Genomic DNA, 23,516 nt, shown 5'->3' with positions numbered 1-23,516 from the left:
GCCGAGTTTCGTAGGGTGGGCAAAGGCGCAATTGCGCCGTGCCCACCACCGTTCAGCATCGTCGATCCAAGAGGTGGGCACGCCTCGCTTTGCTCACCCTACAACTTCGCGCGCCCCGGGATGACAGCGGTATTTGAGGCGCTTGCGTACCTCCCTCACTCCACGCCGATCGTCGTCAGATCCTGGAACCAGTGTTGCGCCTGGACGAACTGCTTGATCTTCGGCGATAGCGCATGCGGGTTGGTGTCGTGGACGACCCAGACCAGCGCGGCATCGTCGACGATCTCTGCATGCGCCTGCGCGAGCAGTTCATCCTGCTTGGCAGTGTCAAAAGTCTGTTTGGCCTCGTCGATCAGCGCGTCGACCTTCGGACTTCTGTAGCCGCCCCAGTTGACTCCGACCGGCGCGACCTGTCCCGAGTGGAAAAAGCGTACGATGGCGTAGAGCGGGTCGGACGTGACATAGGCGATGTTGTTGGCGCTGATGCCGGCATTCATCTCGTCGGCTGCGCCCTTGCGCCAATGGGTGTAGAGCGTCTCGAGCTCGACGACCTTGAAGTCGATGTCGATCCCGATCTCCTTGAAACTCTGCTGCAGGAATTCGTTCATCGGCAGTGACAGCATCTGGCCGGTGCCGCCCTGCGCGATGATGAAGGTGGTCTTGAGCGGCTTGCCCTTACTATAGCCGGCCTCCTCGACCAGCTTCTTCGCGGCAGCGAGGTCGTACTGCAATTCAAACGTCGGCTTGCCGAACCACGGGCTCGACGGATCGACCTGGCCCTTCGCAGGTTTTGCAAGCCCGTTCATCAACCCGACCACCGCATCACGGTCGATTGCGAGATTGAGCGCCTTGCGCAGGCGGATGTCGGTCCAGGGCGAGCCCGGCAGCACGCTCAGGTGATAATTCCACACATGCGGCGTGACGTTGTCGACGATCTTCATGCCGGCGGCCTTGAGCTGCGGCACGGCGTCCGGTGCGGGCGTCTCGATCAGGTCGACTTGCCCGGCGAGCAGCGCGTTGGTGCGCGTCAGCGCTTCCGGCATCGGCACCAGCACGAGCTTGTCGACCTTCGGAATCCGCTTCTTGTTCCAGTAGTCCGGGTTCTTGGCTAGCTCCGCGAGCTCGCGCGGCACGAGCTTTATCAGCTTGAATGGGCCGGTGCCGGAGGGCTGGCTTGCGAACTTGTCCCAGTCCTTGCCGAGCTTCTCATATTGCGCCGGGCTCGACACCAGGAACCAGAGCATCTGGTAGGGGAAGAAGGAATCAACCGTCTTGGTGGTGATCTCGACCGTATCGTCGTCGATCTTGGCGTAGCTTGCAACGGAAGGCAGGCGCGTCTTGACCTGCGCGCTCTGCCGCTTGTCGAATTGCGGCGCCTTGTCGTTCAGCACCTTGTCGAGATTCCAGATCACCGCATCGGCGTTGAAGTCGCTGCCGTCGTGAAACTTCACGCCCTTGCGCAAGGTGAAGCGCCATTTGGTCTTGTCTGACTCGTCGACCTTCCATTCGGTGGCGAGCCCCGGCACCAGCTTGCCCGGCCGTTCCGCGACGTCCATCTCCCACGCAACGAGCGGATCGTAGATCGTGTAGGCCGTAAACTGATAGGCGCCGGCGCCACGATCGGGCTGGCCCGTGGTCAGCGGAATGTCCGCCATCGAGATGCCGTAACGCACCACGGTTTCGGCGCGCGCCGGGATTGCGGAGAACGCCAGCGCAAGCACGGCGAGACAGGTCGAGATTCGATTGCGCATGACCAGAGCTCCCAAGGAAAATGTGGAGCCAAACTTGCAATCTTGATGCCAGAATAGGCAGCCCGGCGCCTTCGTCGGCGCAACATCACAAGGACTTGTCGTCGCAGGGGCAATTTGAAGAACAAACTCCTCGTTGGCATAGCCATTGCATACGTTTGCATCAAAATTAATCATCGAAAGCCGAAAGAGGATTGAGGCGATGCTTATCGAAAGAAACACGCGCGCGGTGTTGATTGCGGCGCTGTCGCTCACGGTCGTGGCCGCCTGGCCGGGGGCGGCCGGCGCCGAGACCGTGCTGCGCATCGGCATGACCGCTGCCGATATTCCGCGCACGCTGGGCCAGCCCGATCAGGGCTTCGAGGGCAATCGTTTCGCCGGCCTCACGATGTATGACGCGCTGACGATGTGGGACCTGTCATCGGCCGACAAGGCGAGCGTGTTGATTCCGGGGCTTGCGACCGAATGGAAGGTCGATGATGCCGACAAGAAGAAGTGGACGTTCAAGCTGCGGCCCGGGGTCACCTTCCATGACGGGTCGCCGTTCAATGCCGACGCTGTGGTCTGGAACGTCGAGAAGGTCTTGAAGCAGGACGCGCCGCAATTCGATCCAAGCCAGGTCGGCCTCACCGTGTCGCGCATGCCGACATTGGCCTCCGCGCGCAAGATTGATGACATGACAGTGGAGTTGACCGCCAAGGAGCCGGACAGCTTCCTGCCGATCAATCTCAGCAATTTGTTCATGGTGAGTCCGACCAAGTGGCAAAAACTCTATGACGCGGCCGAAGGCGCCGACGCCAAGGCCAAATCGCAGGCCGCCTGGGCCACGTTCGCCAAGGATGCCTCCGGCACGGGTCCCTGGAAGATGGCGAGCTTCACGCCGCGTGAGCGGCTCGAGCTCGTCAAGAACGACAATTATTGGGACAAGGCCCGCATTCCCCATGTCGACAAGATGCTGCTCTTGCCGATGCCGGAGGCGAATGCGCGGACGGCGGCATTGCTCGCGGGGCAGGTCGACTGGATTGAAGCGCCGGCGCCAGATGCTTTGCCCGAAATCAAGCAGCGCGGCTTCAAGCTCTACGCCAATGAGGAGCCGCATGTGTGGCCGTGGCAGTTCTCGCGCGTCGAAGGCTCGCCCTGGAACGACATCCGCGTACGCAAGGCGGCGAACCTCTGCGTCGATCGTGAAGGGTTGAGGGATGGCCTGCTCGCCGGCCTCATGGTGCCGGCGACCGGAACCTTTGAGCCTGGCCATCCCTGGCGCGGCAATCCGACCTTCCAGATCAAGTACGACAAGCCTGCCGCGCAGAAGCTGATGCAGGAGGCCGGCTTTGGTCCAAGCAAGAAGCTGACGGTGAAGGTGCAGACCTCGGCGTCCGGCTCCGGCCAGATGATGCCGCTGCCGATGAACGAATATCTCCAGCAGGCTCTCGCCGAATGTTATTTCGACGTGCAGTTTGATGTCATCGAGTGGAATACGCTGGTCAACAACTGGCGGCGTGGCGCGAAGGATCCTTCCGCCAACGGCTCCAATGCCGTCAATGTGACCTACGCGGCGATGGACCCGTTCTTCGCGATGGTGCGCTTCCTGCAATCGAGCATGGCGCCGCCGGTCTCGAACAATTGGGGCTTCATCAACAATCCCAAGTTCGATGAGCTCGTCACCAAGGCGCGGCAGAGCTTCGATCCCGTCGTGCGCGATGCCGCGCTCGCCGAGCTGCATGCGGCCTCCGTCGACGACGCAGCCTTCCTCTACGTCGCCCACGACGTCGCCCCGCGCGCCATGAGCCCGAGGGTGAAGGGCTTCGTGCAACCGAAGAGCTGGTTCGTCGACTTCTCGCCGGTGTCGATGACACCGTGAGGCGGCCGTCGCTCGATCCATGCGTCAGCTTTTCCTCCACTCCGTCATTGCGGGTTCGATGCTGCGCATCGCCCCGGAATGACGGAGCAAGAGGCATTGGATGGCCGGGACAAGCCCGGCCATGACGATCGAGATGTCTACGTACCAACCTGAGTAACCGACGTGCTCGCCTATATCGCCAGACGCATCGTCTATGTCATCCCCATCGTCATCAGCGTGGCGCTGGTGTGTTTTCTGCTGGTGCACATCACGCCGGGCGACCCGCTCGTCGCCGTGCTGCCGGCCGATGCGTCGCAGGAGCTCGCGGCGCAGCTCCGCGCGGCCTACGGCTTTGACCGGCCGCTGCCGGTACAGTTCGGCCTCTGGCTCTTGCGCGCACTGCATGGCGATCTCGGCAATTCGATAGCGACTGGGCGTCCCGTGCTCGCCGAGGTCATGCGCGCGGTCGGCAACACCGTGACGCTGGCGATCGCTGCCGCAATCATCGGCTTCACGATGGGGATCCTGCTTGGCCTGATCGCCGGCTATTTCCGCGAGACCTGGATCGACAAGCTGGCGACATCCTTTGCCATCGCCGGCGTCTCGGTGCCGCATTACTGGCTCGGCATGCTGCTCGTCATCATCTTCTCGGTCGAGCTGAACTGGCTGCCCGCGGTCGGCGCCGGTCCCGGCGGCTCCGGCACCTGGGGCTGGGATTGGGCACATCTGCAATACCTCGTGCTGCCGGCAATCACGACATCGGTGATTCCCATGGGCATCGTCACCCGCACGGTGCGCGCGCTGACCGGCGATATCCTCAGCCAGGATTTCGTCGAGGCCTTGCGCGCAAAGGGCCTGCGTGAAACCGGTGTGTTCCGCCACGTCATCAAGAACGCCGCGCCCACCGCACTCGCGGTGATGGGCCTCCAGCTCGGCTACATGCTCGGCGGCTCGATCCTGATCGAGACCGTGTTCTCCTGGCCGGGCTCGGGCTTCCTGCTGAATTCGGCGATCTTCCAGCGCGACCTGCCGCTGTTGCAGGGCACGATCCTGGTGCTGGCCCTGTTCTTCGTCTTCCTCAATTTGCTGGTCGACATCGCGCAAGCCGCGATCGATCCGCGCATCAAGCGGGGCTAGCCGATGAGCGCAGCTTTAGCCGCGAAGGCAGCGCGCTCCCTCCCCCGCCTGCGGGGGAGGGTTGGGGAGAGGGTGTCGCCGCAATCGAGAACCTCCAAGAGGAGAGACCCCTCACCCGGCGCTGCGCGCCGACCTCTCCCGCAAGCGGGCGAGGTGCACCCCGTCCTTGGCGTGTACCGTTTGCACCAATACGCAACGGGAGCCCGGCAATGAGCGAGCTTCCGTTGTCAGCCATCAACGATGCGGCGCTCCAGGCCGCACCCGTGACAAAAGCGCGCGGCTACTGGGCGACCGTCGGCCGCCGCATCCTGCGCGACAAGGTCAGCATGGCCTGCGCGCTGGTGCTGCTGTTGATCTTCCTCTCCGCGCTGCTTGCGCCGTGGCTTGGACTGGAGGATCCCTACAAGGGCTCGATGATCCGCCGCCTGCGCCACATCGGCACGACCGGCTATCCACTCGGCACCGACGAGCTCGGCCGCGACATGCTGGCGCGGCTGATCTATGGCGGGCGGCTGTCGCTCGTCGTCGGCATTCTGCCCGTGATCCTCGCCTTTGGCATCGGCACCTCGCTGGGTCTCGTCGCCGGCTATGTCGGCGGCAAGCTCAACACCGCGATCATGCGCACCGTCGACGTGTTCTACGCCTTCCCCTCCGTGCTGCTCGCGATCGCTATCTCCGGCGCGCTCGGAGCCGGCATCCTCAACTCCATCGTGGCGCTCACCATCGTGTTCGTGCCGCAGATCACCCGCGTCGCCGAAAGCGTCACCACCGGCGTGCGCAACATGGATTTCGTCGAAGCCGCGCGGGCGTCCGGTGCGGGGCCCTTCACCATCATGCGCGTGCACATCCTCGGCAACGTGCTGGGCGCGATCTTCGTCTATGCGACCAGCCTGATCTCGGTCTCGATGATCCTGGCCGCCGGTCTCTCCTTCCTCGGGCTCGGCACGAAGCCGCCCGAGCCGGAGTGGGGGTTGATGCTGAACACGCTGCGCACCGCGATCTACGTCAACCCCTGGGTCGCAGCCCTTCCGGGAGCGATGATCTTCGCGGTCTCGATCTGCTTCAACCTGCTTTCGGACGGCCTGCGCAGCGCCATGGACATCAGGAACTAGGAGATGATGAGAGACACGCAGATTGCCGCGACGGCGGTGACACACCTCACCCCGATGGGGAGAGGTGAAGGACAGCGACCATGAGCGAGACCAACGCCTCTATCGCCATGCTTGCGCCCGTCGAGGATCGCGGCGGTGTCGCGCAGCCGCTGTTGAGGGTGAACGGCCTGACCAAGCATTTCCCCGTGCGCGGCGAGCTGTTCAGCGCGAAGCGCACCGTACGTGCCGTCGACAACGTCTCCTTCTCCGTCGCCAAGGGCGAGACGGTCGGTATCGTCGGAGAATCCGGCTGCGGCAAGTCGACCACTGCGCGCCTTCTGATGCATCTGATGCCGCGCGATGCCGGCGACATCATCTATGACGGCATGACGGTCGGCCGGGCGCTCAGCTTGCGCGAGCTGCGCCGCGGCATGCAGATGGTGTTCCAGGATTCCTATGCCTCGCTCAATCCGCGCCTGACCATCGAGGAATCCATTGCCTTCGGCCCGAAGGTCCACGGCATGGCGGATAGCGCGGCGCGCGCGCTGGCGCGCGAGCTGCTTGGCAAGGTGGGCTTGCGTCCGGAAAATTTCGCCAACCGCTACCCGCACGAGATCTCCGGCGGCCAGCGCCAGCGCGTCAACATCGCCCGTAGCCTGGCGCTGTCGCCGCGGCTGGTGATTTTGGATGAAGCCGTTTCCGCGCTCGACAAGTCCGTCGAGGCGCAGGTGCTGAACCTGCTTGCCGATCTCAAGCGCGAATTCGGCCTGACCTATCTCTTCATCAGTCACGATCTCAACGTCGTCCGCTACATCTCAGATCGCGTTCTGGTGATGTATCTCGGCGAGGTTGTCGAGCTCGGCCCGGTCGATGCGGTCTGGGACGCGCCCGCCCACCCCTATACCCGCGCGCTGCTGGCGGCGATGCCGTCCTCCGATCCCGACAAGCGCACCGAGACGCCGCCGATCTCGGGCGACCCGCCCAACCCGATCGATCCGCCCCCCGGCTGCCGTTTCCACACCCGCTGTCCGTTCGCGGAACCGCTCTGCGCAAAAGCTACGCCAAAGCTCACTGCGCTCGATACAATGGGCCACGAGGCCGCCTGCTATATGGCCATACCGGGATCGGGCCACAGCCTCGCGCGGCAAGAGGGAGCAGCATGACAAGACCGACTGCAAAAGACATCAAGGCGATGGCCGACACGGCTGGCGTCCCCGTGGACGAGGAGACTGCAACCCGTATCGCCAATTCCATGGGGCCGGTGTTCGACGGCTTTGCGACCATCGCCGGCACGTTGCCGATGGATCTGGAGCCTGCGCTCTTCGTGCTCGCGCAAGCCACCAAGGTTTCGGTATGAGCACCGAGCCCGCTTTGATGACGCTGACCGAGGTCGCACGCGCGATCGCGACGAAGCAGGTGTCCTCGCACGAGGTGACACAAGCGCTGTTGCATCGCATCGCGCAATGGCAGCCGCATCTCAACGCCTTCATGGCGGTCGAGGCCGAGGCCGCGCTGCAGGCGGCGGAGGACGCCGACGCTGCGCTCGCGGCGGGCGAGGTGCGCGGGCCGCTGCACGGCGTGCCGCTCGCGCACAAGGACATGTATTACGAGGTGGGCAAGGTCGTGACCTGCGGCTCGCTGATCCGCCGCGACTATGTCGCCACCACGACGTCGACGGCACTCCAGCGCCTGAAGGATGCCGGCCAGATCCGGCTCGGCACGCTGCACATGGCCGAGTTCGCCTACGGTCCGACCGGCCACAACAGCCATTATGGTCCGGTGCGCAATCCCTGGAACCTCGCGCATGTCACCGGCGGCTCGTCGTCGGGCTCGGGCTCGGCGGTCGCCGCGCGGCTGACCTTCGCCGCGCTCGGCTCCGATACCGGCGGCTCGATCCGCATGCCCGCGAATTTCTGCGGCGTCACCGGCTTGAAGGTGACCTGGGGCCGCATCAGCCGCGCCGGCGCGATGCCGCTGTCGCAATCGCTCGACACCGTCGGCCCCTTGGCGCAGACCGCGGAGGACTGCGCGCTGCTGCTCGCGCTGATGGCGGGGCCCGATCCTGAGGATCCGACCGCGAGCGCCGAGCCTGTGGCGGATTACGTCGCTGCGACAAAAGGCTCGCTGAAGGGCCTCAAGTTGGGGGTGCCCGCATCCTTCTATGTCGATGATCTCGATCCTGAAGTGGCACGTGTGCTCGACGAGACCATCGCGGTGCTCAAGCGCGAGGGTGCCGACATCGTCAAGGTCGAGCTGCCGGATCAGCGGCAATTGCAGGCGGCGAGCCAGCTCGTGCTGGCGGTCGAGGCCGCCGCCTTCCACAAGCGCTGGTTGATCGAGCGACCGCAGGACTATGGCGCGCAGGTATTGATGCGTCTCCAGAACGGGCTTGCGGTCCCCGCCATCACCTATCTCGAAGCGATGCGCTGGCGCGGGCCTGCGCTCGCCGCTCATCATGCGGCCACCGCCGGCGTCGATGCCGTGATCGCGCCGGTCTCGCCCGGGCCGCCGCCGACGATTGCCGAGAGTGATGTCGGCGGGAATGCGAATGCGCCGGGGGTGTTGCAGCGGCTGACGCTGTTCACCCGTCCGGTGAACTATCTCGGCCTGCCGTCGCTGGTCGTGCCGTCGGGCTTCACGCGAAGCGGCCTGCCGGTCGGCATGCAACTGATCGGGCGCGCATTCGACGAAGCGACCCTGCTCACCATCGGCGCCGCGTTCCAGCGCGCGACCGACTATCACGCCAAGGTGCCGAAGCTGCCGTCATGACAAAGCTCGTCGAGATATCAAGCCTCAACATCCGCTTCACCGGCGAACGCACGGTCCATGCCGTGAACGATCTCGATCTCACCCTCGGTGACGGCGAGGTGCTTGGCCTGCTCGGCGAGTCCGGCTCGGGCAAGAGCGTGACGCTGCGTGCCCTCATGCGGCTTCTGCCGAAGAAGCGCACGCAGATCTCGGGCACCGTCAACGTCATGGGCCGCGATGTGCTGGCCATGGGCGAGGAGGAGCTCTCGTCGTTTCGCGGCCAGATGGTGTCGATGATCTTCCAGGAGCCGGCGCTCGCGCTCGATCCCGTCTACAGCATCGGGGCGCAGATCGCCGAGAGCGTGGTGCGTCACGAAGGCAAGAGCTATGCGGAGGGCAGGGCGCGCGCGCTGGACATGCTCGAGGTCGTCCGCATCCCCTCGGCGAAGCGTAGGTTAGAGGCCTATCCGCACGAGATGTCCGGCGGCATGCGCCAGCGCGCGATGATCGCGCTGGCGCTCGCCTGCCGGCCAAAAATCCTGCTGGCGGACGAGCCGACCACCGCGCTCGATGCGACCGTGCAGATCCAGATCCTGTTGCTGCTGCGCGAGTTGCAGCGGGAGTTCGGCATGTCCGTCATTTTCGTCACCCACGACATCGGTGTGGCGATCGAAATCTGCGACCGTGTCGCGGTGATGTATGCCGGCCAGATCGTGGAGCAGGGGAACTTGCGCGACATCGTACGTGCGCCGGTGCATCCCTACGCCAAGGGCCTGCTCGCCTCGACCATTCACGGCGCCAAGCGGGGGCTGCGGCTCGAGACCATCCCGGGCACCCCGCCTTCGCTCGCCGAGAAGCCGCACAACTGCTCGTTCGCCCCCCGCTGCGCCGTCGTCCAGCCGCAGTGCCTGGCGCAGCTGCCTGCGAACGTGGCCGTTGGGTCGGGCAGGGCCGCGAGGTGTGTGCTGGCGGAGGCGGCGACGGCCGCTTCGTAGCCTGTTGGTATGAAGTCGGTGCAAGCCACGAGTCGGCTGCGCTCCCTCCCCTTGCGGGGGAGGGCTGGGGAGGGGGTAGCCCCGGGCGAGGCCGGAGTTCGTGGCACCCCCTCCCTGACCCCTCCCCCGCAAGCGGGAAGGCAATGAGAGAGCGGTGCGTCCCTCAGTCCAGATCCTCCGTGCCAATTGTAGCGACGCGGCCGAAAGCATCCCGGCCCAGGCCGGTCCTACTTTGCATGGGGTTGTTTTCGACATTTTTGTTTGTCGGGCCGCGCAGCCGGGGACAGGTCAAGAGCATTCAGTTCCCGTTCATCCCGGTTCCCGTTCCATGCCCCCGTTCACGGAGAGGGACTTCAACTTATGTATATTTCTGGCCAAAGCCTGATCGTCATCCTGTTCGTCGGCCTGGTTGCCGGCTGGCTCGCCGGCAAGGTGGTGCGCGGGAGCGGGTTCGGCATCATCGGCGACATCGTGATCGGCATCGCCGGCGCGTTCGTCGCGAGCTTCCTGTTCCCGCGGCTCGGCATCCATCTCGGCTTCGGGCTTGTCTCAGAGATCATCTACTCGGCGATCGGCGCCATCATTCTGCTTCTGGTGGTTCGCCTGGTGCGTGGCGGCGGGCGGCTCTAGCGATTCGTTGCCAAACCGGCTGCCGCGTTGAGAAATTCATCGCGGCAGCCGCAAAGCTGTGAAGTTCCGGATTTGCGCCGCAGCGCGGCTGCGCTAGAGATTTTGAGCCTGATTGTTGATCGACTGTCGTGCATTGGACGATAACCACAAACGCGATATTAATCCGGGTCGAGTACCCCAAATTCAGCTAGTGAAATCAGGGGTTTTACCCCTCATCCGATGAGAAGCGACTGATGGCAGCGGTTCCCGGCTTACGCCGTTCCGAGCTCGGTGACGCCTTGCGCGCCTGCCGCGCTGTGTTCCTCGGCGTCGGCCTGATGAGCTGCATGATCAACCTGCTCTATCTGACCGGGTCGATCTTCATGCTGGAGGTCTATGACCGGGTGCTGCCCAGCCGCAGCATCCCGACGCTGGTCGGTCTGATCATCCTCGCGAGCGGCCTCTACATGGTGCAGGGCGTTCTGGACCTGATTCGGGGCCGCATCCTTGGCCGTGTCGGCACTGCGCTCGACGAGGCCCTGAACAAGCGGGTGTTCGACACCATCGTGCGGCTGCCGCTTCTGGTCGGCAGCCGCAACGAAGGCCTCCAGCCCCTGCGCGACCTCGACAACGTCCGCTCCTTCCTCGGTGGCATGGGCCCGAGCGCGTTCTTCGATCTGCCCTGGCTGCCGCTCTATCTCGGCATCTGCTTCGCATTCCACGTCTTGATCGGCATCACCGCCTTGGTCGGTGCGATCATCCTGGTCGGCCTCACGCTGGTGACGGAGTTCATGTCACGCCGGCCCGCGCGCGAGGCGACGAGCCTCGCCGCGCGGCGCAACGATCTCGCCGCCTCCAGCCGCCGCAATGCCGAGGTGCTGGTCGCGATGGGCATGGCCGGCCGGCTCAACCAGCGCTGGAACGAGGCCAACGAAAAATACCTCGCCGGAAATCAGCGCGCCAGCGACGTCGCCGGCGGTCTCGGTGCCATTGCAAAAGTTCTGCGCATGATGCTGCAATCCGCGGTGCTCGCGGTCGGCGCCTATCTCGTCATTCATCAGGAGGCGACCGCCGGCATCATCATCGCGGGTTCGATCCTCTCGGCGCGCGCGCTCGCGCCAGTCGATCTCGCGATCGCGCATTGGAAGTCCTTCGTCGCCGCGCGGCAGAGCTGGCAGCGGCTCAGCCGCCTGCTGGAGCAGATTCCGGCCCAGGTGATGCCGACCCAGTTGCAGGCGCCCTCGAGCCGCCTCGCGGTCGAAGGTGTCAGCATCGTGCCGCCGGGCGAACAGCGCATCATCGTGCAGGACGTGACATTCATGCTCACTGCCGGCATGGGGCTCGGCGTGATCGGCCCGAGCGGTTCGGGAAAATCGTCGCTGATCCGCGCCCTGGTCGGCGTCTGGCAGCCGGTGCGCGGCAAGGTGCGGCTCGACGGCGCGGCGCTCGACCAGTGGGCCTCCGACGTGCTCGGTCGCCACATCGGCTATTTGCCGCAGGACGTCGAGCTGTTCGGCGGCAGCATCGCGCAGAACATCAGCCGGTTTGATCCCGACGCGACGTCCGATGCGATCATTGCCGCCGCGAAAGAGGCCGGCGTGCACGAGATGATCATCAAGATGCGAGAAGGTTACAACACGCAGGTCGGCGAGCAGGGCACGGCGTTGTCCGCCGGCCAGGCGCAGCGCGTGGCGCTGGCGCGCGCGCTCTACGGCAATCCGTTCCTGATCGTGCTCGACGAGCCCAACTCCAACCTCGACACCGAAGGCGACGAGGCCTTGACCCGCGCGATCCGCGCCGCGCGAGAGCGCGGGGCGATCGTCGTCGTGGTGGCGCACCGGCCGATCGGCGTCGAGGCGGTCGACCAGATCCTGGTGCTGCGCGACGGCCGTATGCAGGCCTTCGGCCCGAAGGAGCAGGTGCTCGCGCAGGTGCTCCAGCCGCGTGTCGCCCCACCGGCGCCGCCGATCAAGATCGTCAGCGAAGGCGGAGTGGCCAAACCATGAGCACGATGGCGATGGAGGGCGCCAAGCCCGCGGCAAAGAGAAGCGTGCGGCAGTCGATCAGGTTTCACCTGCTGCTCGGACTTGGGATCGTGCTGCTGCTCGCCGGCGGGCTCGGCGGCTGGGCTTCGACCGTGCTGATCTCCGGCGCGCTGATTGCGCCGGGCCAGATCGTCGTCGAATCCAACGTCAAGAAGGTGCAGCATCCGACCGGCGGCGTGGTCGGCGAATTGCGCGCCCGCGACGGAGACGTAGTGAAGGCCGGCGACATCGTGGTACGGCTCGACGACACCGTCACCAAGGCGAACCTCGCCATCGTCACCAAGAACCTCGACGCCGCCCAGGCGCGCGCGGCACGGCTGCAGGCCGAGCAGCGCGGCCTGGACAAGCTGGAATTTCCGCAGGCCCTGCGCGAGCGCGCAAGCGACCCCGACGTGGCGGCGCTGCTGGCCAGTGAAGGCAAATTGTTCGACGTCCGCGTCAACGGCCGCGCCGGACAGAAGGCCCAGCTCCGCGAGCGCATTCAGCAGCTCAACGAGGAGATCGACGGGCTGAGCGCGCAGGAGACGGCCAAGGACAAGGAGATCGCGCTGGTGCAGCAGGAGCTCGTCGGCGTCCGCGATCTCTACGAGAAGCATCTGGTGCAGCTCTCGCGCCTGACCACGCTCGAGCGCGATTCGGCCCGCCTCAATGGCGAGCGCGCGCAGTACATCGCCTCGCGCGCGCAGGCCAAGGGCAAGATCACTGAAACCGAGCTCCAGATCATTCAGGTCGACAAGGACATGGTGAGCGAGGTCTCCAAGGATTTGCGCGAGACCAACGACAAGATCGGCGAGCTGATCGAGCGCAAGGTCACCGCCGAGGATCAGCTCCGTCGCGTCGACATCCGCGCGCCGCAGGACGGCATGGTGCTGCAATCGACCGTGCATACGGTGGGCGGCGTCGTCACCGCCGGCGATACCCTCATGCTGATCGTGCCGCAGCAGGACGACCTTCAGGTCGAGGCCAAGGTCAATCCGACCGACATCGACAAGCTCCAGGTCGGCCAGAAGACGCTGCTGCGCCTGTCCGCCTTCAACCAGCGTACCACGCCGGAGCTCAACGGGGTCGTGAGCCGCGTCTCGCCCGACGTCACCACGGACCAGCGCACCGGGCAGAGCTATTACACCATCCGCGTCTCGATGCCGCCGGAGGAGGTCGCCCGCCTCGGCGAGGTGAAGCTAATCCCCGGCATGCCGGTCGAGGCCTTCGTGCAGACCGGCGATCGCACCATGCTGTCCTATTTGATGAAGCCGCTGCACGATCAACTGATGCGGGCGTTCCGGGAGAAGTGACCCGCAGGGCCATCCCGGGATCTCGGGCCGTGGGTTAGCTTGAGCGGGGCCACGCGGTCGCCGTTGATGCAGGGATCGCTTCGCATTCTCCGCCGTCATTCCGGGACGCGCGCGCAGCACGCAGGCCCGGAATTCATAACCCTGCTGGAGATTATGGATTCCGGGCTCGCGACTTCGTCGCGCCACCGAATGACGAGTTGCAACAAAACGCTTTCCTGTTGCTATACTCACGTCGTTCAGCACGAAACGGCATCACGCCCCATGCATCACGCCCCGATCCAGACCCCGCCGACCATCGCCACCGAAGCCTTCACCGATGCGAGCCTCGCGGTCGCCCGCCTCGAAGAGATCTACGAGCGCAATACGAAATTCCTGCGCGATTACTTCGAGGCCTATCTGGGCGGTAGGTCGCCGACGACGCGCGTGCGGGCGTTCTATCCCTTCGTCCGCATCACCACCGCGACGCATGCGCGGCTTGATTCGCGCCTGGCCTATGGGTTCGTTGCCGGACCCGGCGTGCACGAGACCAGCGTGACGCGGCCGGACGTGTTCCGGACCTATCTTACCGAACAGATTGGCCTCCTGATCAAGAATCACGGCGTGCCGGTCGAAATCGGCGAGTCCGACGAGCCGATCCCGATTCATTTCGCCTATCGAAGGGACATCAACATCGAGGCGGCGATCAGCACGGGCGATACCAACGGCACGCGGCTGATGCGCGACGTATTCGATACGCCGGATCTCGCCACCATGGATGATGCGATCGCCGACGGCACGCTCGCGCTGGCGCCGGGCGCGCCGGAGCCGCTGGCCCTGTTCCGCGCGGCGCGCGTCGACTATTCGCTGCGGCGGCTCTATCACTACACCGGCACCGATCCCGAGCACTTCCAGAATTTCGTGATCTTCACCAACTACCAGTTCTATGTCGATGCCTTCGTGCAGCTTTGCCAGCAGCGGCTCGCCTCGGGCGAGGACGGCATCGATGCCTTCGTCGCACCCGGTAACGTGGTCACCCGCAACACGCGGCTCGGCGGCGGCACGAGCGGGGTTGCGCCGGAGCGCACGCCGCAGATGCCGGCCTTCCATCTCGTCGAGCCTGGCTATCAGGGTATCACCCTGATCAACATCGGCACGGGCCCTTCCAATGCGCGGAACGTCACCGACCATGTCGCGGTGCTGCGGCCGCATGCCTGGCTGATGGTCGGGCATTGCGCGGGCCTGCGCAACACGCAGCGGCTCGGCGATTACGTGCTGGCGCATGGTTACGTCCGCGAGGACCACGTGCTCGATCAGGAGCTGCCGCCCTGGGTACCGATACCGGCGCTCGCCGAGGTACAGGTCGCGCTCGAGGAGGCTGTCGAGGAGGTCACGGGATTATCCGGCTTCGAGCTCAAGCGCCTGATGCGGACCGGGACGGTCGCCAGCGTCGATAACCGCAATTGGGAGATCAGCGGCGCGGCGGTCATCCGCCGCCTGTCGCAATCCCGCGCCGTTGCGCTCGACATGGAATCGGCGGCGATCGCCGCCAACGGCTATCGCTTCCGCGTTCCCTACGGCACCTTGCTGTGCGTCTCGGACAAGCCGCTGCATGGCGAGATCAAGCTCGCAGGGATGGCGAGCGCATTCTACCGGCAGCGTGTCAGCCAGCATCTCGAGATCGGTCTGAAGGCGCTCGAACGGTTGAAGCACCAGGAGTCCGAACGCCTGCATTCGCGCAAGCTGCGCAGCTTCGCCGAGGTCGCATTTCAGTAGCGTCGGTGCGTCAAGCGCGCGATTGGGCAGCGCAACTGTCATACGTCCACTGACGACTCTGTGAGCGCTCGGCGCGGTTGGAATATCACGGCTCACGCAGGGTTTACACGTCGTCCGGGGCCCCCTTGACCAAGGCCACAGGAGGCAGACATGTGCAATCCCCTGATCAGGTACGTCGTGCTGGGAACCGTTGCGGCGGCGCTGTTCGCGGCGCCGGCATCAGTCTTTGCGGCAGGCGGCGGTGGAGGCGGCGGCGGCGGAGGCGGCGGAGGCTCCGGCGGCATGGATCCCTTCGCAAGCAAGTCCACGGGCCAGGCGGCGCCGTCCTATCCGAACCGTTCCGGCACGAAGGCGACCCAGAAGGGCAAGAAGCCCAATAACCAGTCGAGCATCGGCGACCCCGCCTTTGCGGCTGCCTATCGCGCCGCCTATGACACCATTTACGAGCGCGACGACTACACTTCAGCGATCGCGCAGTTGAAGGCGCTCGGCGGTGACGACAATCCGAACGTCGCCAATCTCATCGGCTATTCCTACCGCAAGCTCGGCGACTACAAGCAGTCGCAGGTCTGGTACGAGCATGCCCTGGCGATCGATCCGAACCACGTGCTGACCTGGCAGTATTACGGCCTGTGGCAACTCGAACAGGGCAATCGCGAGCAGGCGATGTATCACCTGGAAAGGATCGCCGCGATCTGCGGCACGAACTGCGACGAATACAAGTCGCTGGCCGCGGCACTCGAGAAGCCGACGGGCACGGCGCTGGTATATTGATGTTGCATGGTGGGTTGACGACTTGTCCGCCGATACTCCAAGAGCAAAGGCGAAAAGCCCAACCCACCTTTTTTCTAGCGGCATTGAAGATGCCGTCCGCATCAATCACGACCCAGCAAAAGCGGTGACAAGCCGCAAAAATTTCAGCATTGTCCCGCTCGGGGGCGCGACCGGGACGATTGGATGCCGCTGACGCGTGACAAGATCATTGGCCATGACCTCGAGCGGCTGGCCTTCCGTTTCACCATGCTGAGCGACGGCGACGTCGTGACGTGCCAGATCAGCGACGCCGCGATGGATGAACTTGCGGGCATGCAGGGCACAGAAAGCAGCGCACGCCAGGCGCAATTCGTCTCGCTGCGCGAGACCATCGAACGGATCGCCTCGGAGCTCTACGACGAAGCCCCGCGCTTCAGGGGGTATGTGGTGCGGATATTTACCAAGCATTTGGGAAGGTAGTGTTGCCGCGCACAGCGTCGTCATGGCGGGAGCCCGGACGACGCACGTCGCGCATTCGCGCTTGTCAAATTCTTCAGCAGCAATCGCATCGCCGCCGCGGCAAACGTCTGCATATTCGCGAAGCGGTCGTTGCTGCCCGTTTCCAGCGTCATAACTTCTGCCGCGGGTCCCGCAACTGCCATGCAGCTATGACCGGCCGCATCGCCGTAGCGATTGCCGGTGGGGCCCGCCGCGCCGGTCTCGGACAGGCCCCAGTCGCTGCCGAAGCGCGTGCGCATCCGTTCGGCGAGCAGTTTTGCGTAAGGCTCGGACGAGGAGCGCAAGCCCTTCATGCCGTCATCTGAAATATCCATCAGCACGCGCCGCGCATCGCGCGTGTAGACGACGGCACCGCCAAGAAAGTAGGCCGACGCGCCGGGTACGGCGAGCAGGCTTGCAGCGATCAGGCCGCCGGCGGAGGATTCGGCGACCGCAATCGTCTCCTTGCGCGCGATCAGTTTGGCCGCGACCTGTTGCGCAATCCCCACCAGCTCTTTCATCTTGCGCCTCACTCCCGAGCAACCTAGCTGCGCTCTTCTAGCATATGACAGCGGCGCTGGCCGAGTTGCGGACGGCTTGCAGGCCTGCTTGAATGGCGTCAACGAGCCGCGCTACGAAGGCGCGCTGCGAAGAGGAGGCGTCATGACGTCCCTGATCGCCGGCGGCGTGGACTGCGACGTGCACCCGGCGGTGCCGCATCTCACTAGCCTGTTGCCGTATCTGAACGATTACTGGCGCGACCAGGTGACGACGCGCGGCATGATCGATCTGGTCTCGCAGTCCTACCCGCAGAATTCGCCGATCACGGCCCGCCCCGATTGGCGCGCCGAAACCGGCAAGCCCGGATCGAGACTTGAGGACATGCAGCGCCATCTGCTCGATCCCTTCGCTCTCAGCTATGCCATCTGCAATCCGCTCTATGGCGTGCAGATGGTGTTTTCCGAGGACATGCAAAACGCCTTCTGCCGCGCGCTGAACGACTGGCTGGCGAGGGAATGGCTCGATCGGGAACCGCGGCTGCGTGGCTCGATCGTCATTCCCCTTCAAAATGTCGAGAAGTCGGTGGCCGAGATCGAGCGCTGCGCGACGGACAAGCGTTTCGTGCAGGTGTTGATGCTTGTCATGGGCGACACCCCGCTGGGAAAGCGCGCGCTGTGGCCGATCTATGCGGCGGCGGAGCGGCTCAACCTCGCCATCGGCATCCATGCCGGTTCCGCCTATCACAACCCACCGACCGCGGTGGGGTGGGGCTCCTATCACATCGAGGATTATGTCGGGCAGGCGCAGGCGTTCCAGACCCAGCTCACCAGCTTGATCGTCGAGGGCGTCTTCGCCCGCCATCCCGGGCTGAAGATGGTGATGCTGGAGTCCGGCATCTCGTGGATCGCGCCCTATCTCTGGCGGCTGCACAAGTTCTGGCGCGGGGTGCGTATGGAGACGCCCTGGGTCGATCGCGCGCCACTGGAGATTGTGCGCAGCAACATCCGCTTCTCGCTGCAACCGTTTGACGTGCCGCCGGAACCGGCGACATTAATTCGCCTGTTTGATCATATGCAGTCCGACGAATTAGTCCTATTCTCCACGGACTATCCGCACTGGCAATTCGACGGCCAGGACGCGCTGCCCGAAGGTCTATCCCCCGATCTCGTGCGCAAGATCATGATCGACAATCCACATGCGACCTACCCCCGCCTGATCTAGCCGCTGCCAAAGGAGGCAAGGCGATGAATATCCAATTCCGCGAAACGACCGAGTCCGCTTCCCCTCCCACAATCAAGACCGCAATCGCGGACTGCGATATTCACCCGGCGCGCGCGACACGAACCGAGCTCTACCCCTATCTCGCCAAGCGCTGGCAGCACCATCTCGACGTCTATGGCGTGCACGCCTATCAGGGGATGATGGAAGGCCCGCCCTATCCGAAGGCTCAGCCCAACGCCTCGCGCCGCGATGCCTATCCGCCGGAAGGCGGCCCGCAGGGCTCTTCGCTCTCATTCATGCAGCAGCAGCATCTCGATCCCAACAACGTGCAGCTGGGGGTGCTCAATCCGCTCGGCACCGGGCAGGGCATCCGCAATCACGAGCTCTCGGCGGCGCTGTGCTCGGCGATCAACGACTGGCAGATCGACAAATGGACCTCCAAGGACAAACGGCTGAAGGCCTCGATCGTCGTCGGCAATGAGGATGCGATGACGGCGGCGGCCGAAATCCGCGAGCGCGCGGGCGACAAGAACTTCGTCCAGGTGCTGCTGCTCAGCCGCAATGTCGAGCCACTCGGTCAGCGCCGCTATTGGCCGATCTACCAGGCCGCGGAAGAGGCCGGCCTCCCGGTCGGCGTGCACGCCTTCGGCTTCGGCGGCAATCCGATCACGCCGTCGGGCTGGCCGAGCTATTACATCGAGGAGATGGTGGGACATTCGCAATGCCAGCAATCGGCGCTTGCGAGTCTGGTGCTTGAAGGCGTGTGCGAGCGCTTCCCGAAACTGAAGATGGTGATGATCGAGGCCGGCTTCGGCTGGGCGCCGTCGCTGTGCTGGCGGCTCGACAAGGTCTGGCAGAGGCTGCGCAGTGAGGTGCCGCATGTGCGGCGGCCGCCATCGGAATATATCCGCGAGCAGGTGTGGTGGACGACGCAGCCGATGGAAGATCCGGAGCGGCGCGAGGACCTGCTCGACGTCATCGAATGGATCGGCTGGGACAGGCTGCTGTTCGCGACCGACTATCCGCATTGGGATTATGACGAGCCGTCGCGCGTGCTGCCGCCGGGCGTCAGCGAAGCCAACCGTGAGGCGTTCTACCTGGGCAATGCGCGGAAGCTTTACGGGATCACCGCATGATCCGAAAAAGGGTGAAGCGGTTTTTCCTCGCGGCAAACGCGGAAGGCGTTTGCGCGGAGATCATGCGGAAGACATAAAGCATGGCGCGACACGTCATTGCGCCCGTGGATGAGTTTCCGCCGGGCACGCGAAAATTCCTCGAGATCGACGGCCGGCCGATCGCGGTCTTCAACATCAAGGGCGAGTATTTCGGTCTCTCGAATCGCTGTCCGCATCAGGGCGCGGCGTTGTGCGAGGGACCGCTGATCGGGCTCGCGCAATCAAAAGATCCCGGAGAGATCGAATACAGCCGGCTGGGGGAGATCATCCGTTGCCCCTGGCACGGCTGGGAATTCGACGTGCGCACCGGCCAATCCTACTGCGACCCGCGCCGCTTCCGCGTGAAAGCCTATCCGGCTCATGTCGAGCCCGGCGCCAGCGTGGTGAAGGGCCCGTATGTTGCGGAGACGATTCCGGTGCGGGTCGAGAGCAATTACGTGGTGGTGGAGCTGTAACCCAACCGCACGGAGCTGCGCTCCCTCGCCCCGCTTGCGGGGAGAGGGTTGGGGTGAGGGGGAGTCTCCACGGGGACGGTGATAGTGAGACCCGCGGAGAGTCCTCCTCACCCGGATTGCATCTTGCGATGCAATCCGGCCTCTCCCCGCAAGCGGGGAGAGGCAAAAGAACGTCTCTTCGAGGCGCCCCGGAACGACGATCAACGGCCTGGGATCGGCTCCGCCACCGGATCATACGTCGCCACCGCCTGGCCGCCGCCGCGGTAGACCGTCGAGGCCGCAATGATGCCGAGCACGGCGGCGAACATCAGCCAGAAGCCGGGTGAGGCCTTGTCGCCGGTTTTTTCGATCAGCCAGGTCGAGGCGAACGGCGTGAAGGTGCCGAACAGGGCGGCCGCGAGCGCAAAGGCGAGCGAGAAGCAGGTGGTGCGCACATGCGCCGGCACGATCTCGACCAGCGCACCGAGCATGGTGCCGCTGTAGACGCCGAAATAGAACGAGAACATCATCTCGACCGCGAGCAGCTTGCCGAAGGTCGGCGCGGCCACGAGCCAATGCAACGCCGGATAGGCTGTGACCAGCGACAGGCAGGCGATGGCGAGCAGCACCGGCTTGCGGCCGATGCGGTCCGACAACGCGCCGCCGACCGGATTCCAGATGAAGTTGGTCACGGCGACGAGCAGCGTGACCAGCAGCGCATCCTGTGTCGACAGCTTCAGCACGTTCTTGCCAAAGGTCGGCGTGTAGACCGTGACGAAATAGAACGTCGTGGTGGTGAGGATCGCGATCATCATGCCGAGGATGACGATGCGCCAGTTGGCGATCGCCGATGAGAACACCTGCGCCGCGGTCGGATGTTTCTTCATCGCCAGGAATTCAGGCGTCTCCTGGAGCGTCCGCCGCAGGAAGAAGATCAATGGAATGATCAGGCAGCCGACGAAGAAAGGAATGCGCCAGCCCCAATCGGCGACGGTATCGGCCGGCATCAGCTCGGAAAGGATAAACCCGAGGATGGACGCCACGAAGATCGCGACCTGCTGGCTCGACGACTGGAACGAGGTGTAGAAGCCGCGATTGCCCGGCGTCGAGATCTCGGCAAGGTAAACTGACACACCGCCGAGTTCGACACCGGCGGAGAAGCCCTGCAACAGGCGGCCGAGCAGCACGATGATCGGCGCCGCGATGCCGATGGTCGCATAGCTCGGGCAGAACGCGATCACCACCGTGCCGGCGGCCATGATCGCGAGCGTGACGATCAGGCCCTGGCGGCGGCCGATGCGGTCGATATAGGCGCCAAGCACGATCGCGCCGACGGGGCGCATCAACGCGCCGAGCCAGAACACGCCAAAGGTGTTGAGCAGCGAGGCTGTCTCATTGGTCGAGGGGAAGAACGCCTTGCCGATCGCGGCGGCATAGAAGCCGAACAGGAAGAAGTCGAACTGCTCGAGGAAATTGCCCGAGGTCGCGCGCAGGATGGCGCCGATTCGTGATTTGATCTCGGGCGGATTGGTTGAAGTGGCTGGTCCAGCCATGACGCTTGCTCCCTGAGGATGTGGCCGGACCGGAACTCATTTTCACGGCAGGCGACGGACGTGCTTGCGACAAACTGTCTTACCCCTCTCGCGTGAGGTTGCGGGAGTCAACCGATTTCGCCGCCGATGCTGATGGTTTTTCAGGCTTTATTCTGCGCTGCAGCGACCAGCCAGTCACGGAACGCAACCAGTTTCGGCGCCTGGCGGTGGCCGTCCGGTGCGACCAGGTAGAAGCCGGCATCGGCCGGAAGCGCGATCCGGAAGGGGACCACGAGGCGGCCCTTGGCGATGTCGTCCTGGACGTAGGTAGTCCGTCCCATCGCCACCCCCATGCCGTCGATGGCCGCCTGCACGGTCATGAGCGTCATGTCGAAGGTGATGCCGGGCTGCTTGGAAATGCTGGTCGAAAGCCCCGCTGCCGTCAGCCACAGCCGCCAGTCGTCGCCATTGTTGGTGTGCAGCAGCACGTGGTCTTTCAGGTCCTGAGGTGTGCGCAGCGGCTTGTCGCCCCTGAGCAGCGACGGACTGCACACTGGAAACAATTCGTCCCGCATCAGCCACTCGGCGCGCACGCCCGGCCATTGGCCGCGGCCGTAACGGATCGCGGCATCGACGTTGTCGCGCTGGAAATCGACGAGGCTGGTCGATGTGGTGATGCGAACGTCGATGCCGGGATGCTGCTCCTGGAAATTGGTCAGCCGCGGCAGCAGCCATTTGGCGGCGAGCGAGGCGATGGTCGAGACGGTCAGCACCTTGTCGTCGTCCTTGCGGAGCAGCCGGTCGGTGGCAAGCCTGAGGTCGTTGAAGGCGGCGCGGACCCCGGGGAGGTAGTCGCGCGCCTCCGGCGTCAGTGACAGCGCGCGGTTCTGGCGGACGAACAGGCGGGTGCCGAGCTCCTCCTCGAGCCTGCGGATTTGATGGCTGATCGCGGTCTGCGTCACGTTCAACTCGGCCGCAGCCAGCGTGAAGCTGAGGTGGCGCGCGGCGGCCTCAAAGGCCCGCAAACCGTTGAGCGAAGGCAATCTGGCAGTCATTTGGCAGCAGGATACATGAGCTTATTTCATGCGAAAGGGTACAAATTGTCGTTTGTCGAAAGACGTTTTGAGGCGGATATTTCGGCTGAAAGTTAGCTCCAGGAGCTGAAGATGTCCACTTATACCACCCATTCGATGACAAATCATCATGCGCCCGGCCTGCTGTACCAGATCGGCGACACGCTGCATGTCTGGTACGAGCGCTACCGCACCCGGAAAGAGCTCGCGCAGTGGACCACCCGCGATCTCCAGGACGTCGGTCTCTCCTGGAGCGATATTGCCTTGGAGGCTGAAAAACCTTTCTGGCGGGCCTGATTGGCCGCCGGCCGGCGCCGCCTCAAGAGAGGGGCGCCGGCGGTCCCTTGTCCCGCGGGAGGCTCCCATGAGCACGCTGCGCCTGGATGATCTTGAGCGATATTCGGACACGCTGCGCACCCGTCGCGGGGACGCGCTCACCGTGCGCTTCGTCGAGCCGCGCGATACCGATGAGCTCCAGCACTATTTCCGCTCGTTGTCGTCCCGCTCCCGGTACAACCGTTTCTTCGGCGCGTTGAGCGAGCTGCCGAAGGCGCTGCTGCACGACTTCACCCATGTCGGCGAGCGTGAGCGTTTCAGCGTGATCGCAACCATGATGGTCGATGGTTTCGAGACCATCGTCGGCGAAGCGCGCTACGCCTTCCACGCCGAGACTTCGGCCATTGAGTTCGGCCTCTCGGTCGACGACCGCTGGCAGGGCCATGGCATCGGCACGGCACTGCTCGAGAACCTCGAATGCCGCGCGGCTGCGTTCGGCGCCGAGCACATTTTCGGCGACACGCTGCGCTCCAACGACGTGATGATCTCGCTTGCGCGCAAATCCGGCTTCGCCTTCGTCAGTCATCCGGACGACTGGAAGCTGGTTCGGTTCGACAAGGAGATCGCGGTCGTGCCGAAGGACATTCCCTGCGCAAGCTGGCGTCTCGCCGCCCTTTCCCGTCAGGCCGAAAGCCCCTCAGCCACAGCCTGACCCTACTCGAAGCCCGGTTCTGGTGGACCAGAACCGGGCTTTTCTTTACTCGCGCGGCGTCTTCATTGGTGAAGTCGGTTGGCC

General features: G+C 64.5%; 22 protein-coding genes. 18 read left to right on the top strand and 4 right to left on the bottom strand.

Annotated elements, in window-relative coordinates; all coding sequences use genetic code 11:
• Positions 1-155 precede the first annotated feature (155 nt).
• Positions 156-1,751, bottom strand: coding sequence for an ABC transporter substrate-binding protein (locus QA640_RS41115; protein ID WP_283038302.1), 1,596 nt, complete (start codon positions 1,749-1,751; stop codon positions 156-158).
• 199 nt (positions 1,752-1,950) lie between these two features.
• Here QA640_RS41115 and QA640_RS41110 point away from each other — a divergent pair, with 199 nt between their 5' ends.
• The 13 genes from QA640_RS41110 to QA640_RS41050 all read left to right on the top strand — a co-directional run bounded on the left by QA640_RS41110 (position 1,951) and on the right by QA640_RS41050 (position 16,490).
• Positions 1,951-3,609 (top strand): ABC transporter substrate-binding protein, encoded by a 1,659-nt coding sequence (locus tag QA640_RS41110; RefSeq protein WP_283038301.1) that lies wholly within the window; start codon positions 1,951-1,953, stop codon positions 3,607-3,609.
• Between the two features lie 162 nt (positions 3,610-3,771).
• Entirely contained in the window at positions 3,772-4,725 is a 954-nt protein-coding gene (locus tag QA640_RS41105) for an ABC transporter permease (RefSeq protein WP_283038300.1), read from the top strand.
• A gap of 209 nt (positions 4,726-4,934) precedes the next feature.
• Positions 4,935-5,837 (top strand): ABC transporter permease, encoded by a 903-nt coding sequence (locus QA640_RS41100; RefSeq protein ID WP_283038299.1) that lies wholly within the window; start codon positions 4,935-4,937, stop codon positions 5,835-5,837.
• A gap of 80 nt (positions 5,838-5,917) precedes the next feature.
• Complete coding sequence (locus QA640_RS41095) at positions 5,918-6,979, top strand: ABC transporter ATP-binding protein (protein ID WP_283038298.1); 1,062 nt, start codon at positions 5,918-5,920, stop codon at positions 6,977-6,979.
• On the top strand, positions 6,976-7,173 hold the full coding sequence (locus tag QA640_RS41090; protein ID WP_283038297.1) for a hypothetical protein: 198 nt from the start codon (positions 6,976-6,978) through the stop codon (positions 7,171-7,173). Before QA640_RS41095 ends, QA640_RS41090 begins: the two co-directional genes overlap by 4 nt.
• Positions 7,170-8,585 carry an amidase gene (locus tag QA640_RS41085; RefSeq protein WP_283038296.1) on the top strand — a complete coding sequence of 472 codons (1,416 nt, stop codon included), beginning with the start codon at positions 7,170-7,172 and terminating at the stop codon, positions 8,583-8,585. The genes QA640_RS41090 and QA640_RS41085 overlap by 4 nt, the downstream gene beginning before the upstream one ends.
• The gene (locus tag QA640_RS41080; RefSeq protein ID WP_283038295.1) at positions 8,582-9,559 is read left to right on the top strand and encodes an ABC transporter ATP-binding protein; all 978 of its coding nucleotides are present in this window, start codon (positions 8,582-8,584) and stop codon (positions 9,557-9,559) included. Before QA640_RS41085 ends, QA640_RS41080 begins: the two co-directional genes overlap by 4 nt.
• Before the next feature lie 360 nt (positions 9,560-9,919).
• On the top strand, positions 9,920-10,189 hold the full coding sequence (locus tag QA640_RS41075; RefSeq protein ID WP_283038294.1) for a GlsB/YeaQ/YmgE family stress response membrane protein: 270 nt from the start codon (positions 9,920-9,922) through the stop codon (positions 10,187-10,189).
• A gap of 233 nt (positions 10,190-10,422) precedes the next feature.
• Positions 10,423-12,174, top strand: coding sequence for a type I secretion system permease/ATPase (locus QA640_RS41070; RefSeq protein ID WP_283038293.1), 1,752 nt, complete (start codon positions 10,423-10,425; stop codon positions 12,172-12,174).
• A complete protein-coding gene (locus tag QA640_RS41065; RefSeq protein ID WP_283038292.1) occupies positions 12,171-13,505 on the top strand; it encodes an HlyD family type I secretion periplasmic adaptor subunit in 1,335 nt (444 codons plus the stop codon). The genes QA640_RS41070 and QA640_RS41065 overlap by 4 nt, the downstream gene beginning before the upstream one ends.
• 261 nt (positions 13,506-13,766) lie before the next feature.
• Entirely contained in the window at positions 13,767-15,257 is a 1,491-nt protein-coding gene (locus tag QA640_RS41060) for an AMP nucleosidase (RefSeq protein WP_283038291.1), read from the top strand.
• Between the two features lie 150 nt (positions 15,258-15,407).
• Positions 15,408-16,031: a tetratricopeptide repeat protein gene (locus tag QA640_RS41055; RefSeq protein WP_283038290.1), complete on the top strand. Its 624-nt coding sequence runs from the start codon at positions 15,408-15,410 to the stop codon at positions 16,029-16,031.
• Between the two features lie 183 nt (positions 16,032-16,214).
• The gene (locus QA640_RS41050; RefSeq protein ID WP_283038289.1) at positions 16,215-16,490 is read left to right on the top strand and encodes a DUF1488 family protein; all 276 of its coding nucleotides are present in this window, start codon (positions 16,215-16,217) and stop codon (positions 16,488-16,490) included.
• 20 nt (positions 16,491-16,510) lie between these two features.
• Here QA640_RS41050 and QA640_RS41045 read toward each other — a convergent pair whose 3' ends face one another.
• Positions 16,511-17,029 (bottom strand): CinA family protein, encoded by a 519-nt coding sequence (locus QA640_RS41045; RefSeq protein WP_283038288.1) that lies wholly within the window; start codon positions 17,027-17,029, stop codon positions 16,511-16,513.
• A 142-nt stretch (positions 17,030-17,171) separates the two neighbouring features.
• Here QA640_RS41045 and QA640_RS41040 point away from each other — a divergent pair, with 142 nt between their 5' ends.
• The 3 genes from QA640_RS41040 to QA640_RS41030 all read left to right on the top strand — a co-directional run bounded on the left by QA640_RS41040 (position 17,172) and on the right by QA640_RS41030 (position 19,860).
• On the top strand, positions 17,172-18,230 hold the full coding sequence (locus tag QA640_RS41040) for an amidohydrolase family protein (protein WP_283038287.1): 1,059 nt from the start codon (positions 17,172-17,174) through the stop codon (positions 18,228-18,230).
• A gap of 23 nt (positions 18,231-18,253) precedes the next feature.
• Complete coding sequence (locus tag QA640_RS41035; protein WP_283038286.1) at positions 18,254-19,366, top strand: amidohydrolase family protein; 1,113 nt, start codon at positions 18,254-18,256, stop codon at positions 19,364-19,366.
• Between the two features lie 80 nt (positions 19,367-19,446).
• The gene (locus QA640_RS41030) at positions 19,447-19,860 is read left to right on the top strand and encodes a Rieske (2Fe-2S) protein (RefSeq protein ID WP_283038285.1); all 414 of its coding nucleotides are present in this window, start codon (positions 19,447-19,449) and stop codon (positions 19,858-19,860) included.
• A gap of 200 nt (positions 19,861-20,060) precedes the next feature.
• Here the strand turns inward: QA640_RS41030 and QA640_RS41025 are convergent, their stop codons facing one another.
• The gene (locus QA640_RS41025; RefSeq protein WP_283038284.1) at positions 20,061-21,392 is read right to left on the bottom strand and encodes an MFS transporter; all 1,332 of its coding nucleotides are present in this window, start codon (positions 21,390-21,392) and stop codon (positions 20,061-20,063) included.
• Between the two features lie 140 nt (positions 21,393-21,532).
• Positions 21,533-22,426 carry a transcriptional regulator GcvA gene (locus QA640_RS41020; protein WP_283038283.1) on the bottom strand — a complete coding sequence of 298 codons (894 nt, stop codon included), beginning with the start codon at positions 22,424-22,426 and terminating at the stop codon, positions 21,533-21,535.
• A gap of 111 nt (positions 22,427-22,537) precedes the next feature.
• Here QA640_RS41020 and QA640_RS41015 point away from each other — a divergent pair, with 111 nt between their 5' ends.
• Both QA640_RS41015 and QA640_RS41010 read left to right on the top strand, forming a co-directional pair.
• Positions 22,538-22,741, top strand: coding sequence for a DUF1127 domain-containing protein (locus tag QA640_RS41015; protein WP_283038282.1), 204 nt, complete (start codon positions 22,538-22,540; stop codon positions 22,739-22,741).
• 67 nt (positions 22,742-22,808) lie between these two features.
• Complete coding sequence (locus QA640_RS41010; RefSeq protein ID WP_283038281.1) at positions 22,809-23,432, top strand: GNAT family N-acetyltransferase; 624 nt, start codon at positions 22,809-22,811, stop codon at positions 23,430-23,432.
• Positions 23,433-23,516 lie beyond the last annotated feature (84 nt).

This window comes from Bradyrhizobium sp. CB82 (assembly GCF_029714405.1).
Taxonomy (GTDB): Bacteria; Pseudomonadota; Alphaproteobacteria; order Rhizobiales; family Xanthobacteraceae; genus Bradyrhizobium.
Note: the sequence above shows the minus strand (reverse complement) of the source record. Positions and strands in the feature narration are given on the sequence as shown.

Coding starts and splice junctions, on each gene's coding strand:
- QA640_RS41115 (WP_283038302.1), bottom strand. CDS start 1,751: ATGCGCAATCGAATCTCGACCTGTCTCGCCGTGCTTGCGCTGGCGTTC.
- QA640_RS41110 (WP_283038301.1), top strand. CDS start 1,951: ATGCTTATCGAAAGAAACACGCGCGCGGTGTTGATTGCGGCGCTGTCG.
- QA640_RS41100 (WP_283038299.1), top strand. CDS start 4,935: ATGAGCGAGCTTCCGTTGTCAGCCATCAACGATGCGGCGCTCCAGGCC.
- QA640_RS41095 (WP_283038298.1), top strand. CDS start 5,918: ATGAGCGAGACCAACGCCTCTATCGCCATGCTTGCGCCCGTCGAGGAT.
- QA640_RS41090 (WP_283038297.1), top strand. CDS start 6,976: ATGACAAGACCGACTGCAAAAGACATCAAGGCGATGGCCGACACGGCT.
- QA640_RS41085 (WP_283038296.1), top strand. CDS start 7,170: ATGAGCACCGAGCCCGCTTTGATGACGCTGACCGAGGTCGCACGCGCG.
- QA640_RS41080 (WP_283038295.1), top strand. CDS start 8,582: ATGACAAAGCTCGTCGAGATATCAAGCCTCAACATCCGCTTCACCGGC.
- QA640_RS41075 (WP_283038294.1), top strand. CDS start 9,920: ATGTATATTTCTGGCCAAAGCCTGATCGTCATCCTGTTCGTCGGCCTG.
- QA640_RS41070 (WP_283038293.1), top strand. CDS start 10,423: ATGGCAGCGGTTCCCGGCTTACGCCGTTCCGAGCTCGGTGACGCCTTG.
- QA640_RS41065 (WP_283038292.1), top strand. CDS start 12,171: ATGAGCACGATGGCGATGGAGGGCGCCAAGCCCGCGGCAAAGAGAAGC.
- QA640_RS41060 (WP_283038291.1), top strand. CDS start 13,767: ATGCATCACGCCCCGATCCAGACCCCGCCGACCATCGCCACCGAAGCC.
- QA640_RS41055 (WP_283038290.1), top strand. CDS start 15,408: ATGTGCAATCCCCTGATCAGGTACGTCGTGCTGGGAACCGTTGCGGCG.
- QA640_RS41050 (WP_283038289.1), top strand. CDS start 16,215: ATGCCGCTGACGCGTGACAAGATCATTGGCCATGACCTCGAGCGGCTG.
- QA640_RS41045 (WP_283038288.1), bottom strand. CDS start 17,029: ATGAAAGAGCTGGTGGGGATTGCGCAACAGGTCGCGGCCAAACTGATC.
- QA640_RS41040 (WP_283038287.1), top strand. CDS start 17,172: ATGACGTCCCTGATCGCCGGCGGCGTGGACTGCGACGTGCACCCGGCG.
- QA640_RS41035 (WP_283038286.1), top strand. CDS start 18,254: ATGAATATCCAATTCCGCGAAACGACCGAGTCCGCTTCCCCTCCCACA.
- QA640_RS41030 (WP_283038285.1), top strand. CDS start 19,447: ATGGCGCGACACGTCATTGCGCCCGTGGATGAGTTTCCGCCGGGCACG.
- QA640_RS41025 (WP_283038284.1), bottom strand. CDS start 21,392: ATGGCTGGACCAGCCACTTCAACCAATCCGCCCGAGATCAAATCACGA.
- QA640_RS41020 (WP_283038283.1), bottom strand. CDS start 22,426: ATGACTGCCAGATTGCCTTCGCTCAACGGTTTGCGGGCCTTTGAGGCC.
- QA640_RS41015 (WP_283038282.1), top strand. CDS start 22,538: ATGTCCACTTATACCACCCATTCGATGACAAATCATCATGCGCCCGGC.
- QA640_RS41010 (WP_283038281.1), top strand. CDS start 22,809: ATGAGCACGCTGCGCCTGGATGATCTTGAGCGATATTCGGACACGCTG.